Source organism: Blautia sp. Sow4_E7 (assembly GCF_052116245.1).
Taxonomy (GTDB): Bacteria; Bacillota; Clostridia; order Lachnospirales; family Lachnospiraceae; genus Blautia_A.
This window is the reverse complement of the sequence record NZ_JBQKLL010000034.1, coordinates 1-13,767: the sequence shown is the minus strand read 5'-3', so window position 1 is coordinate 13,767 and position 13,767 is coordinate 1. Positions and strand designations below refer to the sequence as shown.

15 protein-coding genes are annotated in these 13,767 nt (G+C 46.0%); 14 read left to right on the top strand and 1 reads right to left on the bottom strand.

Annotated elements, in window-relative coordinates:
• Positions 1-6 precede the first annotated feature (6 nt).
• Entirely contained in the window at positions 7-1,416 is a 1,410-nt protein-coding gene (locus ACTQ50_RS15145) for an RsmF rRNA methyltransferase first C-terminal domain-containing protein (protein ID WP_441484883.1), read from the bottom strand.
• Between the two features lie 354 nt (positions 1,417-1,770).
• On the opposite strand from ACTQ50_RS15145, the gene ACTQ50_RS15140 reads away from it, so the two are divergent.
• From ACTQ50_RS15140 to ACTQ50_RS15075, 14 genes are all read left to right on the top strand, one after another.
• Positions 1,771-2,787 carry a hypothetical protein gene (locus tag ACTQ50_RS15140; RefSeq protein WP_441484882.1) on the top strand — a complete coding sequence of 339 codons (1,017 nt, stop codon included), beginning with the start codon at positions 1,771-1,773 and terminating at the stop codon, positions 2,785-2,787.
• Positions 2,775-4,046 carry a response regulator transcription factor gene (locus tag ACTQ50_RS15135; protein ID WP_441484881.1) on the top strand — a complete coding sequence of 424 codons (1,272 nt, stop codon included), beginning with the start codon at positions 2,775-2,777 and terminating at the stop codon, positions 4,044-4,046. Before ACTQ50_RS15140 ends, ACTQ50_RS15135 begins: the two co-directional genes overlap by 13 nt.
• 238 nt (positions 4,047-4,284) lie before the next feature.
• Positions 4,285-5,838 (top strand): hypothetical protein, encoded by a 1,554-nt coding sequence (locus tag ACTQ50_RS15130; RefSeq protein ID WP_441484880.1) that lies wholly within the window; start codon positions 4,285-4,287, stop codon positions 5,836-5,838.
• 188 nt (positions 5,839-6,026) lie between these two features.
• Positions 6,027-6,494 (top strand): YbaK/EbsC family protein, encoded by a 468-nt coding sequence (locus ACTQ50_RS15125; protein WP_441484879.1) that lies wholly within the window; start codon positions 6,027-6,029, stop codon positions 6,492-6,494.
• Between the two features lie 24 nt (positions 6,495-6,518).
• Positions 6,519-7,598 (top strand): RluA family pseudouridine synthase, encoded by a 1,080-nt coding sequence (locus tag ACTQ50_RS15120; RefSeq protein WP_441484878.1) that lies wholly within the window; start codon positions 6,519-6,521, stop codon positions 7,596-7,598.
• Positions 7,599-7,618: 20 nt separating this feature from the next.
• Entirely contained in the window at positions 7,619-8,137 is a 519-nt protein-coding gene (locus ACTQ50_RS15115; RefSeq protein WP_441484877.1) for an HD domain-containing protein, read from the top strand.
• 49 nt (positions 8,138-8,186) lie between these two features.
• Complete coding sequence (locus ACTQ50_RS15110) at positions 8,187-9,320, top strand: N-acetylmuramoyl-L-alanine amidase (RefSeq protein ID WP_441484876.1); 1,134 nt, start codon at positions 8,187-8,189, stop codon at positions 9,318-9,320.
• Positions 9,321-9,430: 110 nt separating this feature from the next.
• On the top strand, positions 9,431-10,057 hold the full coding sequence (locus ACTQ50_RS15105; RefSeq protein WP_441484875.1) for a helix-turn-helix domain-containing protein: 627 nt from the start codon (positions 9,431-9,433) through the stop codon (positions 10,055-10,057).
• 5 nt (positions 10,058-10,062) lie between these two features.
• Positions 10,063-10,884 (top strand): hypothetical protein, encoded by an 822-nt coding sequence (locus ACTQ50_RS15100; RefSeq protein WP_441484874.1) that lies wholly within the window; start codon positions 10,063-10,065, stop codon positions 10,882-10,884.
• Positions 10,885-11,044: 160 nt separating this feature from the next.
• Positions 11,045-11,398, top strand: coding sequence for a PadR family transcriptional regulator (locus ACTQ50_RS15095; protein ID WP_226817888.1), 354 nt, complete (start codon positions 11,045-11,047; stop codon positions 11,396-11,398).
• A 5-nt stretch (positions 11,399-11,403) separates the two neighbouring features.
• Positions 11,404-12,156, top strand: coding sequence for a DUF1700 domain-containing protein (locus ACTQ50_RS15090; protein WP_226817887.1), 753 nt, complete (start codon positions 11,404-11,406; stop codon positions 12,154-12,156).
• Positions 12,153-13,016: a DUF4097 family beta strand repeat-containing protein gene (locus ACTQ50_RS15085; RefSeq protein WP_441484873.1), complete on the top strand. Its 864-nt coding sequence runs from the start codon at positions 12,153-12,155 to the stop codon at positions 13,014-13,016. Before ACTQ50_RS15090 ends, ACTQ50_RS15085 begins: the two co-directional genes overlap by 4 nt.
• 25 nt (positions 13,017-13,041) lie before the next feature.
• Entirely contained in the window at positions 13,042-13,227 is a 186-nt protein-coding gene (locus tag ACTQ50_RS15080) for a PspC domain-containing protein (protein ID WP_021924744.1), read from the top strand.
• Positions 13,228-13,402: 175 nt separating this feature from the next.
• Positions 13,403-13,603 carry a small, acid-soluble spore protein, alpha/beta type gene (locus ACTQ50_RS15075; RefSeq protein WP_226817885.1) on the top strand — a complete coding sequence of 67 codons (201 nt, stop codon included), beginning with the start codon at positions 13,403-13,405 and terminating at the stop codon, positions 13,601-13,603.
• Positions 13,604-13,767: the final 164 nt, after the last annotated feature.

The following is a 13,767-nucleotide window of genomic DNA, read 5'->3' as shown; positions in this document are numbered from 1 at the left end:
CCTCCTTTACACTCTCCATCCCGCCGGATACTTATTCTTCAAAGTTCCATTCACAAGTTTTCCAAATCCAAGTGGATATCCTTCCACACAAAGCAAATGCCATCCCTTCGCATGAGCAGCCTCCTCAGGCTCAACAATCAATGTCTCACCTTTCAGATACCGCTCCAGCCGAGAATCCTCCACAGAGAGAGAAATCACTGCCTCCACTTCATCCTTCAGGAATGCCAAAGCCAGCGGCTGAGAAGGTTCAAAACGGTTTTTCTTCAAATCTCCAAGATAAAGCCCATTGCGGATAAACGTAAGTCCCCTGAAATTACAGGACACTGCCGGAAGATAATAAACCTTGTCTGCACGGACCTCCACCCGGTTCCAGTCAAAAGGCTGTCCTCCAAGTGTTTTTAACCCGATTTCTTCGAAAAACGCTTCCATATATTTCCGCACATCCGCCGCCAGACGACCACCCTTAGACGCTCCCGCGGAAGGTCCAGCCGTTCCCTCTTTTTGCAGAAGAGCCAGGAAATGTCCCTCCCCCTGCATTTTATGCGGGAAGATACGGACACATTTTTCCAGCTGGGGATTTCCGTCCCCCCAGGCTGGATTGCCGGTGGAAAAGCCCTCGTAATTCTCCATAGAAACAAGAGAAAGCTCCGGACGCTCATTAAGAAGCCAGGAAATCACCTGCTCATCCTCACCAGGAGCAAAGGTACAGGTTGAATAAAGTATTTGTCCTCCGGGCTGAAGCATATCTGCTGCCTTCAGGCACAGCTGCTTCTGAATCTGGGAAAGCTCCTCCGATTTCTGAGGCGTCCAGTCTTTGGCAAGAGCCTCCTCCTTACGGAACATACCCTCCCCGGAACAAGGGGCGTCCAGAATGATCTTATGGAAAAACTCCGGGAAATTTTTCACCATCTTCTCAGGCTTTTCATTTGCCACAAAAAGATTGGGAATCCCAAAAAGCTCCAGATTCCGAAGAAGAGCCCTCGCCCTGGTAGTGCTGATATCATTTGCTACCAGAAGCCCTTCCCCTTTCAGTGCGGAACCAACGGCAGTTGCTTTTCCTCCAGGAGCGGCACACATATCCAGCACATACTCTCCGGGCTGGATGGGAATCCGGGAAGCAGGCGTCATGGCACTGGGTTCCTGAAGATAATAAAGCCCTGCCTGGTAAAGAGGACAGCGGGAAGGCCGCACATCCTCACTGTAAAAATACCCATTAGAAATCCACGGGATTTTCTTCACCTCAAAAGGAACGATCTTCTCAAACTCTTCACAGGAAATCTTTGCGGTATTCACCCGCAGACCATAAGTACGCGGCTGGTCATAGGCCTCCAGAAAAGCCTCATAATCGTCCTGTAACATCTCCTTCATTCTGTCCAGAAAAGCCTGTGGCAGAACTGCTGATTTATCTGAATCCATAGGGAAAACTCCTTAATTTTATCTTCTTATCCGGCGATTCTGCCCCTTCATGGAAAAGGCAGGATTACAACCGATTCTGAATCAACAGTATAGTGGATGAATAAGAAGAAGTCAAACAGTTACTGCATCCAAAGAGAGCAAGAATTACAGATACAAGGCCATTCAACAATCCAAATAATCAATTGGAATTTCAGCTGTTTTTTACTATAATGAAAATATATCCAGCTGCTGTTTACCTGTCAAAGGAAACCCACGGCAGTAAACTGGTACCTGTCCAGATTTTCCCGGGAAGACCAGTCCACACTGATCCGCATCAGCATCTATTCCCCAAACCTTTCCATCTTCTGGAAAAGTGTGCAGAATGGATTCGTTTTCGCAGGCCTGGACTTCCTAAGGAATTATGACTGTCCTACAGACGAAGCGTCATCCGGATTTCTGGCAGATATTTTGTGCTATCAGCTGGAAAAATGCAAAGATTGTTATATTTTTATAGATGATTTCCATTTATTAAAGGACGAAAAAGCAGCCATATTTCTCTGCAAACTGGCAGGACGGCTTCCAGAGAATGTGCACCTGATCGTGGCAAGCCGGGACCATTTTATAACAGGAGAGTGGATCGTAAAGCTGGGAGGAAGGCTTCACCAGATTGACATTGATGATCTGCGATTGGATCTGCCTGCATTGGCAGCCTATACCCGCCGCTGCGGAACCGGGTTAAATGACAGCCAGCTGGAACAACTCCTAAAATCCAGTGAAGGCTGGTTTTCCGCAGTGTATCTGAACCTGTGCTCTTTTTCGAAAGTAGGGGAGCTGCCAGGGAAAACCTCTGATATTTACCAGATGTTTTCCGCGTCCATGCTAAATCCACTGCCAGAAGAACGGCGGGAATTTCTAAGTGCCATGGGGCTTGCAGATGAGTTTACAGAAGAAATGGCGGAATTTGTTACAGGAAGGGAAGCGGTATCCCAGATCCTGGAAACCCTTACCAGACAAAATGCGTTTGTTACCCGGCTAAGTGACGGGAAAACATACCGGTTCCATCATATGATGAAGGAATGTGCCCATCAGGCATTTCAGACTCTGGATAAGAGGAAGCAGAGCTTTTACTATGACCGTTATGGCGCCTGGTACGAAAATCAGGGGGACTATATTCATGCGCTGGCAGCGTACCGTGGGAGCGAAGATTTTGCCGCCATGCTGAGAGTGGCAGAAAAAGACGCCGGGATCCTGCTGGCCTCCCTGAAGCCGGAACAGGTTCTGGAAACCCTTGACAAGTGTCCGCTTTCTGTTTTAAAAGAATATCCCCTTGCCATTCTGGTACTCATGCGCAGCATGTTCAACTGGAAAACATTCCCAGGATGTTGGAGCTAAAAGAAATCCTGCTAACCGCCATAAAAGAACATCCTCAGATGAGCGAAGAAGAGCGTGGAAATCTGTTAGGAGAGTGTGACCTGATCCTAAGCTTTCTTATGTACAATGATATTTCCAAAATGAGCCAGTTTCACCGCAGCGCCAGCCAGAAAATGACAAGACCAGCCATCAGTATCCGGAAGGATGGCGGCTGGACCTTTGGTTCGCCTTCGGTGCTGATGATGTTTCACAGAGAAGCCGGAGGGCTTGATGGGGAACTGGAAGAAATGAAGGAGTGCATGCCCCATTATTACAAGATCACCAACGGCCATGGTCAGGGGGCAGAGAAGATCATGGGTGCAGAAGCGGATTTTATGCGAGGGAATTTTGTAGATGCCCAGATCGTTCTGGAACAGGCTTATGTCAGTGCGCGGTTAAATGAACAGGAAAGTATCGCCCTGTGCTGTGATTTCCTTTCCCAGAGGCTGTCCATCTGTACCAAAAAGAAGCCGGAAAAGCCTTTTGAGGATCGGCGAAAAGAGCTTTTACAGGGGCACAATACCATGTGGGTGAATATTTTTGACAGCACATGTGCCTATTATTATGCCATTACAGGACAGGTGGAAAGGATCCCGCAGCTTTTTCGGGAACACCAGCTTTTCACTGTGAATGTTCTCGCTCCAGGGTGCCCTATGATGGAAATGATCGAGAACCAGGTCTCTCTGGCCCAGGGGGAGTACACAAAGGTGATCGGAAAAAGTGAGGGGATTTTAGCCATGTGCCAGAATCTTCATTATGGTCTGGTGGCACTTCATGTGCAGCTTCAGCTGGCGGCAGCCTACCAGAAGCTTGGAAAAACAGACCGGGCAGCAGAGTGTTTAAAAAGGTCTGTCCAGCAGGCGGTCCCGGACGGACTGTTAATGCCATTTGTGGAGAATTACCCGTATCTTGCAGAGCTTTTGCAAAGACCATATTATGGAATCCCGGAAGAATTTCAGAGAAAGATCCTGGATTTGGGAAAAGTGTGGGAAAAGAATTGTGAAGAGATTCGAAAAGAGGATGCCTATCCGGAGCCGTTTAAAATCTTGTCTGACCGGGAACTGGAGATCACGGAGTTGATGGCGAAGCATATGAGCAACCGGGAAATTGCCCAGAAGTTATACTTATCAGAAGGTACTGTGAAACAATACATCAACCAGATTTACTCCAAACTGGAGATTCCAGGGGAGGTGCGGGTGAAGCGGAAATATCTTCTGGAGATGCTGGAAATGAAAAGCTAACTGAAGGTTAATACTATTTTTGCATGGAAAACCGTATATTGAAAGTACATTCTGGATTTCTGTTTATAGAGAATGCAGGATAGGTTGCGGCGAACGGAGTGAACAGTAACCAAGATAGTGCATCTTTTCAAAAAAAGTTTTTAGAAAAACTTTGCCGAAGAGTGATTGCATAAGGGGATAAGGAAACAGAAATCACTGTGGCAGGAACAGGTAAAAGTTTCAATAGGAGGAAAATAGTATGAGAAGAAAAATTTTTGCAGCAGCGATTGTTTTTACATTGTGTGCGGCGGTGGCTGTGCCGGGAAATAGCTTTCAGGTATTAGCAGAGGGAGAAAACCAGGCATCAGAATCGGTACCAGATTATGAGAACCTTTCCGGTGTCTGGAAAAGTGAGGATACGGAAGAAACCCTTACCCTGACGGTGGATGGACTTTTTGTCTATCATACGAAAGAAGCCGGGGAGATTCAGGGGTATCTGGAATATGTAGAGGAATACAACGACGGAAATGGCAGATACGACATGTACAACCGGGTGGGCGTATGGCTGGCTGGTTTTTACCTGGATTCGGCAGACAGCCTTCATATGGGAAATGGAGAAGAGGCTGTTTTTACCAGGACTGCAGATGAGCAGGGGGAAAAGGCGGACGAAAATGCCAATGCGGACAGTCAGGCAACAGAGGATACCGGAGATGAGAAAAGCTATGTTCTCATGTCCAGTAAACGCTATACCGGACTGCGCCCTCTCTACAACAATTCCAGCTGGGAAGGCGGCTATTTCTATTCTGATATGACAGAGGATTCCATGACCGTGATCGTCAATTGCAGTGCCATAAATGACAATGAATTTACTGGCACTCCGGAAGAATATATGGAGCAGTTTGCTTCCCTGGTTTGCGAATATGATATGAAGGATTTTACAGCTGTCCAGAATCCGGAATACACAGAGAAATTCACATATCCGGCTTATGAACTGGAGTTTACCACTGGCACCAATGAAGACACCCGCAAATGGAAAATGCTATATTTCCAGACCGATACCCATACCCTTGCTTATGCATATGAAGTAGCTGCGGGTTTTGCAGAAGAAATGGAGGAGGAATACCGGGATGCCATTTCCTCTTTGGAACTGACAGAGCTTACAGAAGAGGAAAATACAGGAAACAGTGCAGACCAGGCGGTGGACTATGACCCCAGCGCAGACGGAAAAAGCCTGGAAATGTTTATTTCCTATTTTGACAACTGGTACCAGTACGGGGATTTAAATGCCATGTGCATCCAGCTCTCCGGCGAAGGCACCTGGGCAATCTACAACAGCAGAAATGCAGACGGAACAGGCGGATACCTTTTTGACAGCGGCACTTTTGTAACCTTAGGGACAACAGCTTTGAAGCTGATCAATGACAGCGGAAGCTATGTGGCAGATGTGACTTTGGATGGAAACGGTGAGCTGGTGATCAGTCCTGTGATTTCCGGATATGGAAGCATTTATGCCGGCGCTACTTTTTCCAGAGAGTCTGATTCCGTTGCCTACGAAGCCCAGCCTACGGATGATGGCGCCGGAGACTACATCCCAGAGGAAGATGGGCTGGGAGACTATATCCCGGACGAAGAAGAGGGAAGAGGGGATTATATTCCAGACGAGGATTACGTAGAAGAAAGTGATCCCGGCGACACCTATTACTGGTATGACGGTGAAGGAAACGTGATGTACTTCGACGGAAGCGACAGCTACTACATCGGACCAGATAATGTGTTCTACATTGATGATGCGGGAAGGCTGTGTGAATATTAACGAGACGAAAAGAGGTCGCAGAGTTGCTTACTCTGCGACCTTTTGGCTTTCTTACCCATATTCGGCTTATCCATTATAAAATCAAATATTAGGGGATTCTATAAACTTTTATTTTGTGCTACACTAATGTGGTGATGTCAAAATAATCTAAACATGACATAATTACAGAAAACTGGAGGCAGAATGAAATGTCAGTTGATAAAGTAAAGCAATATTTTTCAAAATATGGAATGGAATCCAAGGTGCTGGAATTTGATGTGTCCAGTGCGACGGTAGAGCTGGCTGCAGCGGCGCTGAACTGTGAGCCTGGGCGCATTGCGAAAACACTTTCTTTCCTGGTGGGAGATGAGCCTATTCTGATCGTATCCGCTGGAGATGTGAAAATAGACAACTCAAAGTACAAAAAAACTTTTGGAAAGAAAGCCAAAATGCTCACACCAGACCAGGTTGTGGAACTGATCGGACATGCAGTGGGCGGTGTCTGCCCCTTTGCAATAAAAGAAGGGGTGAATGTATACCTGGACGCCTCCCTGAAAAAATACGAAACCGTATTCCCAGCCTGCGGCAGCAGCAACAGCGCCATCGAACTCACCATTCCGGAGATGGAGAAATATTCCGGATACAAAGAGTGGGTGGATGTGTGCAAACCTATGTAAGAGCCGAATGCTGTTTATAGAAGTATGGAAAGATATCTTGAAATAAAAGTCACAGAGCCTTCCAAAGTGGGGGATATCCTTCGCGCTCAGGCGGGGCTTACAAAAAAGCAGATCAGCCAGGCGAAGTTTCGGCCAGGGGGCATTTGTAAGAATGAAAAACAGTGCCGGGTGACGGAGCGTGCAGCTGTGGGGGATGTGATACGTGTCTGCCTGGAAACCAGGGAGACGGATTCCGGGCAGCTGGAAGCGCCTATAGAAAAGCTGACGGATTTCTCTGAAAGAAATTTAAATGAGGAAAGTCCGAAATCAACAGATCCTGTCTGGGAAACTGCACAGAATCTCCACCAAAACTTACAGATCCTGTATGAAGACCAGGACCTGCTGGCGGTAAATAAGCCCGCCGGAATGGTAACTCATCCCTCTGGAAGTCACTACAGGGACAGCCTTTCCAACCAGATCGCAGCCTATTTCCGTAGCAAAGGGGAAGCCACCCGTATTCGTTCCATAGGGAGACTTGACAAAGAAACCTCTGGGATTCTGCTATTCGCCAGAAACCAGGTTGCCGCGGCAAGACTGCAGAAGCAGAGGGAAGAAGGACGTTTGCAGAAAACCTATCTGGCCATTGTGGAGGGGAATTTTCCAGCGGAATATGACCGGAAGATTCAGGTTCCCCTTGCACCGGATCCAGAGAATCCCATGAAGATGACAACTTCCCCGGATGGTACGCTTCCAGGAAGCAAACACGCAGTCACTTATTATGAAGTGTTGAAAAGCTGCGAAGATAAATCCCTGGTACAGCTTCATCTGGAAACCGGACGCACTCACCAGATCCGTGTTCATATGGCTGGCCTTGGACATCCTCTTCTGGGAGATACGCTGTATCATGAGAAGGAGCCCGAGGAGGCTTTCCGAGATGATCCAGGACAGCAGACAGGCTGGAAAAACAGGGAAGAAAAAGTCTTCACCAGAGCTGCCCTTCACGCCTGGAAGCTTACTTTTTATCATCCCTTTACAGAGGAAAAAATCACTTTGGAAGCACCTATGCCAGCTGATTTTTGTTCCTTTTTTGCAATGGCAGCTGCCCCAAAAAAGACATTGATTTAACAAAAATAAGGAGAAAACCCATGACCGAAATACAGAAAACCATAAATAATGTTCTCACCAAAATGATAGCATATTCTGATGGAAACAAGCATGATATCGCCCATTTCCTGAAGGTTTACACCTACGCCAGAATGATCGGCGAGATAGAAAATTTATCAGAAAGACAGCAGGAAACCCTGGAGATCGCAGCGGTCATCCATGACATTGCCTGCCCTGTCTGCCGGCAAAAATACGGCAATACAAATGGCTCCAATCAGGAAAAAGAGAGCCCGGATCTGGTGGAAGATTTCCTGAAAGACATAGCGATTGACCAGGAAATGAAGTCCCGGATCAACTATTTAGTCAGCCATCATCACACCTACACAAACGTAGACGGAATGGACTACCGCATTCTTCTGGAAGCCGATTTCCTTGTAAATGCAGATGAAAGTGAGATGTCCGAAACGGCAATTTTAACTGCAAGAGAACGTGTATTTAAGACCAATACAGGAAAAAAACTTCTCACCAGTATTTATAAACTTCCTGCCGAAGAAGCCTGAAAAAGCTTTGCAGATGATTAGGGAAGGGAAAGAAATATGAAAAAGAAATATGAAAAAGAAAAGAACGCTGCTTGGTATGCTGCTTACCTTGTCAATGGTATTTACGACCTGTTTGCTCCCTGTTTTTGCCAGCATGGAAACCAGTGCAGAAACAGAAACTTTTACCAAGAAAAATGTGGTCGTACTGGATCCTGGCCACGGGGGAAAAGACTCCGGATCCTACGTGGTACATAAAGGACATGTATACAAAGAATCCACCATCAACTGGAAAATTGCCTGCTATACCATGGAAGAATTACAGAAATATCCAGATATCGAAGTCTATATGACACGCACCAAAAACCAGTATAAAGCACTGGATTCCCGGGTGCTTACAGCGAAAGCCTACGGGGCAGATCTGCTTGTGAGCCAGCATGTGAATTCCACCGAAAGTCCTTACGTGAAAGGTGCGTCCGTGCTGATTTCCAAGGGAACTTACCGTCCTTATTTATGGGAAAAAGAGCAGCTTTTTGGAAAATGTGTGATCAAAGAACTGACCAGATTGGGGCTGTCCAAAAGATATTCGTCTACAGGCGGAATGGAATATCGGATGAGTACAGATGGAAGCCGTTATGCAAATGGCGCACGAAGAGATTACTACGCCATTGTTGCGAAAAGCGTAGAGCAGAATCTGCCAGGTGTGATCATTGAACATGCCTTTATTTCCAATCCTTCTGAAGCAAATAAATATCTGCGGACCAATAAGCAGCTGAAAAAATTAGGCCAGGCAGATGCAAGGGCAATTGTAAGTTATTTTAACCAGGTATCAAAGCAGGAGCCCAAAAAGGATACGGTAACACCAGATAAAAAGAACGGATGGAAGAAGTCTGGAAAGTATTATTACTACTACATCAAAGGGAAAAAACAGAAGAACAGAGTTCTGAATCTGGATGACGGAAGCTATTATGTAGACAAAAAAGGACGCCGTTTTTCCGGCTGGAAGACAGTAAACGATGTCCGCTACTATTTTGAACCAAGCGAGAACGGAAAAGCCCATACCGGCTGGCTGAACGAAGATGGAAAGTGGTATTGCTTTAACACCAAAACCGGTGCAATGTACAAAAAATGCACAGTAAAATCAAGCACTGGCAAGGAATATAAGTTTGATGCAAAAGGTATTTGCACCAACCGCATAGAAGAATAACTCCTCCGGGACGCAATCTTTGGCAATGTCAAAAAGTGTCAACAATTGATTTGTTGACACTTTTTTTATGCCATGTTATACTCGAAATAACAAAAATGGAAGGTGATGAAATGAAAGATCGGGAACGTACAAATTTCGAGGAACAAATACAGGAAATTTTTGGCACAACGGATATAGAAAGGTTACGTGTAATTTCTGAAAATGCCAGACGCTATAGCTGTATGGCAGAAGAGCAGGCGTTGAAGAAGCATGCCTCAGGAAGAAAGAATTCTTTTACCCAGCCACAGATCGCCGAGATTCTTGCCCTTCAGGACCAGGGGGAGAAAATCGCCTCTATTGCCAGGAAATACCAGGTTTCCCGTCAGACGATTTACAGTCAGATCAAACGTGCCCACCATTTCAGCGACGACCCTGATGTGAAAATGCGTATGAATTTCATGAATCATAATGAACTTTGTACGATTATTGACATTGATTTCAGACATGAGAAAATTGCAATACAGAATTACACAGATCAAATTCCCTTAAGAGCATTTGGAGTGGTTACAGATCCAAGCTGGGCAGATTTTGAATATTTCCTGGAAGACCGCTGCTTCCCCAGAACCCGCGACCACGCGAAAGAAATATTAAGGGAAATAGGAGTTCCTTTTTATGATCCGCTTCTGATCATAGAGAAAACCAAAGGCTACATGGCAGGCGATTACCAGTGGATTCTGATCTTGAAAAAGGAGGATTAAATACTGTGAATCATATTAATCTTGACCTGTATTCTCTCTTTCATAAAACAGGTCATACATCCAAAGGTGACCAGCGAAAATGGGAGATTGATGGTATCTGGTACAAGGCTGATTATATGGGCTATGAAGGTCTTTCGGAGCTCCTTGTTTCCAGCCTCTTACAAAAGAGTACTATGAAGTATCCTTTTGTCACATACGAGCTGGCAAGAATTGAATATAATGGCAGCTTTATGAATGCCTGTGTCAGCAGGGATTTTCGGAAAGATGGACAGATTTTGATCCCTCTTGAAAAATTATTTCGCCAGTATACGGGTGAAAGCCTGGCTGTGAAGCTGGCAGAATTTACAGATGTGAAAGATCGTATAGAGTTTTTGGTGCAGAAGATTGAGGAGATTACGCAAATAAAAGAATTTGGCAAATATATTACCGCTATGCTGGAAATTGATGCTTTTTTTCTAAATGAAGATAGACATACGAATAATATTGCGGTGCTTTATGATGAAAAAACGGGAAGGTATTCCAAAAGTCCTTTTTTCGACCAGGGATTATGCCTGTTGGCAGATACCACCCAGGATTATGCTTTAGATATGGAATTGGAGCAGTGCATGAAGAAAATTCAGGCAAAGCCTTTTAGCGTTGATTTTGATGCACAGCTGGAAGCGGCAGAAGAGCCATATGGAATTCAGCAGCATTTTCATTTTGAAATACAGGATGTGAAAAATATTTTACAAAATGCTGCTGAATTTTACCCGGAGAACGTCTGCCGCCGCGTGGAGTCACTTCTGAGAATGCAAATGCGGAAGTATGCCTATTTGCTGAAAGAATAAGATATATTTGAAAAAAGGTGCGGCTGTGGCTGCGCCTTTTTTCTGATAAGATAACGAGTAAAATATTATAAGATAGTATTGACAAAACTATATTATACAGCGTATAGTATTATCAACCAAACAATATTGATGAGCCATATAATATGATTGGAGTGATCAGATGGTATTTAACACAGGAGCTGCACTTCTGGACGCCATTGTCCTGGCGGTTGTGTCCAAGGAGCCACAAGGTACTTACGGATACAAGATCACCCAGGATGTACGGGGAGTTCTGGATATTTCCGAATCCACTCTTTACCCGGTGCTGCGCCGCCTTCAGAAGGATGACTGCCTGGAGGTCTATGACCAGGCCTATGCCGGACGGAACCGCAGATATTACAAGCTGACGGAGAAAGGGCAGGCACAGCTGAATTTGTACAAGGTTGAGTGGAAGAATTATTCCACGAAGATAAGCAGTATGTTTGAGGCTTCTGACCAGAATGTGGACAGCAGCCGAAAAAGGGAGGAGAATTAGCAGATATGGACAGAGCGCAGTTTATGGAACAGCTGGAGAAGCTGCTGTCTGATATTTCGGAAGCGGAGCGGCAGGAGGCGCTGGCTTATTACAACAGTTATTTTGACGAAGCCGGACCTGAGAATGAAGCTTCCGTGATCAGAGAGCTGGGAAGTCCGGGAAAGGTGGCCGCCATTATAAAGGCTGACCTGGACGAGAGCAATGACAGTTATGCCCAGTACACCGAGAACGGATATGAGGATCTGCGGGATTCCGGGAATTCGTACGTACCGGAGGTACGGGGTGGTTTTTCAGAGAATGAAAATTATTATGAGGAAAAGGAAAATGGAGGAAAATCCAGGCGTGCCCGGGATGGTTATCACCCGAAGGAAAAGGGAACGAACAGCAGATTTATTTTGCTTCTCATTGCCCTGGTATTCCTGTCCCCGTTTCTTATAACCGCAGCCAGCGGTGTGTTCAGCGTTCTGCTGGTGGTGGTCCTGCTCCCGTTTCTGGCCATTTTTGTGTCTGGAGTGATGGCATTTGCACTGATCGTGGCTGGCTGCGCCTGCATTGGCGGAGGAGTCGGGCTTTTGTTTAGTAATGTGGCGGTAGGCCTGTTGGTGATGGGAATTGGTGGAATTTCCATGGCAATTGGAATTTTGTTCTGTATCTTGACCGGATGGCTGGGCTCCACAATTTTCCCATGGATCCTTCGCAAGACGACAGACTTTTTCCAGAAAATCCTGTATCGGAATAAAAAGGAGGAACAAGCATGAAAAAAGGAACAAAGGGAATGCTGATCGCAGCTGGTGTGTTCGCTGTGGCGGGAATCGGCTTGTGCATTGGTGGAATTTCCGTAGCCGCAGTGGAGTCTGGGGGAAACGTATTTGACCAGGCTGATGAGGTCATTCGGGATCATGCTTATCCCCTGGCCGGGCTGATCCATTTCGGAAAAAATGTCCGGACTTTGGATACGGACTGGAATATCACAGATGGTGACACTGTGGAGCTGGAGTTTGCCAGTGATCTGGAGATCAGCCTGAAATATGATGAGCTTCTTTTTCGGGAATATGACGGCGACAAGATCCGGGTGGAGGTCGCAAATGACACCAAGCAGGATGTTGTAGTGAATGAGTCCTCTGGGAAGATCACCATCACAGATACCCACAGCGGCACCAGCAAAAAGCAGAAGCGGGTCAAGGTCAGTGTACCTGCCGGGAAAAAGTTCGGCAGCGTAGTGATGGGCATTGATGCTGGAACTATTGAGCTGGATTGTGACTTGCAGGCGGAGAATTTTTCACTGGAGGCAGGCGCTGGAGAGTTCAGCAGCTGTGGCACCATTACGGCAAAGAGCTGTGCCCTTCAGGTGGGAGCTGGAACCCTTGATATTGATATGCTTGATACCCCGGATCTTAGTGCAGAATGCGGCACAGGTGAGATCTCTCTGACCATGGCTGGCAAAGAGAAGGATTACGATTATGAGCTGACCTGCGGAATCGGCGAGATCGATCTGGGAGATTCTGAGTACAGCGGTTTTGGCATCGAGAAAACCATTTCCAACGATGGTGCCAGCAGAAGCATGGTGCTGGAGTGTGGAATGGGAGAGATTGATGTGGAGTTTGACGGGGAAGACTAAGTTTATAAGATTGGAGGAAGCTATTATGAGTAATAAGCGTTTATACAAATCAACTGTAAACTGTATGCTGTGCGGTGTCTGCGGCGGTATCGCCGAGTACTTCGACATCGATCCAACCCTGGTCCGTCTGGCCTGGGTAATCCTCACCTGCTTCGGCGGCGCCGGGATCTGGGCCTACATTATCGCCGCGATCATTATTCCAAAGGCATAAAAAATAGTATAAGCTTGCAATTTAGTGGGTCGGGTCCCAGCCATTGCCCGAATGCGTCCGCCTTGAAGAACTTTTAACCCACTAAATAACAATTGCGTTCATTGGGTATAAACTTTCTATATTTTGTCCATACTCCCTATATACATCCAAACAATGTAAAAAGGAGCATAGACATATGAACAAGGACAAAGAAGTAGAAGCCTACAAATCCGGCAATCTCACCCCTGAAGAGAAGACCAAATACGAAATCGCCCAGGAACTTGGCATATTAGATAAAGTCTTAGAAGGAGGCTGGAAAAGCCTCTCCGCCAAAGAAACCGGCCGCATCGGCGGCATGATGGCACGCAAGAAACCAAAAAACAACAAAAACCATTAAAAATACTTATGTGAAGATTCTGTGTAATGAAAGATCCCGGATTGATTTCCGGGATTTCAGACTGTAGACAAACTTGGTGTTGGGTGTTATGCCCAGCACCATTTTTCTTTTAAAACTTCTTTTCTTTTTATTTTTTTCAAAATCAACAAAAATCTGGCTGTGTT

Coding starts and splice junctions, on each gene's coding strand:
- ACTQ50_RS15090 (WP_226817887.1), top strand. CDS start 11,404: ATGGACAGAGCGCAGTTTATGGAACAGCTGGAGAAGCTGCTGTCTGAT.
- ACTQ50_RS15125 (WP_441484879.1), top strand. CDS start 6,027: ATGTCAGTTGATAAAGTAAAGCAATATTTTTCAAAATATGGAATGGAA.
- ACTQ50_RS15115 (WP_441484877.1), top strand. CDS start 7,619: ATGACCGAAATACAGAAAACCATAAATAATGTTCTCACCAAAATGATA.
- ACTQ50_RS15095 (WP_226817888.1), top strand. CDS start 11,045: ATGGTATTTAACACAGGAGCTGCACTTCTGGACGCCATTGTCCTGGCG.
- ACTQ50_RS15075 (WP_226817885.1), top strand. CDS start 13,403: ATGAACAAGGACAAAGAAGTAGAAGCCTACAAATCCGGCAATCTCACC.
- ACTQ50_RS15120 (WP_441484878.1), top strand. CDS start 6,519: ATGGAAAGATATCTTGAAATAAAAGTCACAGAGCCTTCCAAAGTGGGG.
- ACTQ50_RS15080 (WP_021924744.1), top strand. CDS start 13,042: ATGAGTAATAAGCGTTTATACAAATCAACTGTAAACTGTATGCTGTGC.
- ACTQ50_RS15105 (WP_441484875.1), top strand. CDS start 9,431: ATGAAAGATCGGGAACGTACAAATTTCGAGGAACAAATACAGGAAATT.
- ACTQ50_RS15145 (WP_441484883.1), bottom strand. CDS start 1,416: ATGGATTCAGATAAATCAGCAGTTCTGCCACAGGCTTTTCTGGACAGA.
- ACTQ50_RS15110 (WP_441484876.1), top strand. CDS start 8,187: ATGAAAAAGAAAAGAACGCTGCTTGGTATGCTGCTTACCTTGTCAATG.
- ACTQ50_RS15085 (WP_441484873.1), top strand. CDS start 12,153: ATGAAAAAAGGAACAAAGGGAATGCTGATCGCAGCTGGTGTGTTCGCT.
- ACTQ50_RS15135 (WP_441484881.1), top strand. CDS start 2,775: ATGTTGGAGCTAAAAGAAATCCTGCTAACCGCCATAAAAGAACATCCT.
- ACTQ50_RS15130 (WP_441484880.1), top strand. CDS start 4,285: ATGAGAAGAAAAATTTTTGCAGCAGCGATTGTTTTTACATTGTGTGCG.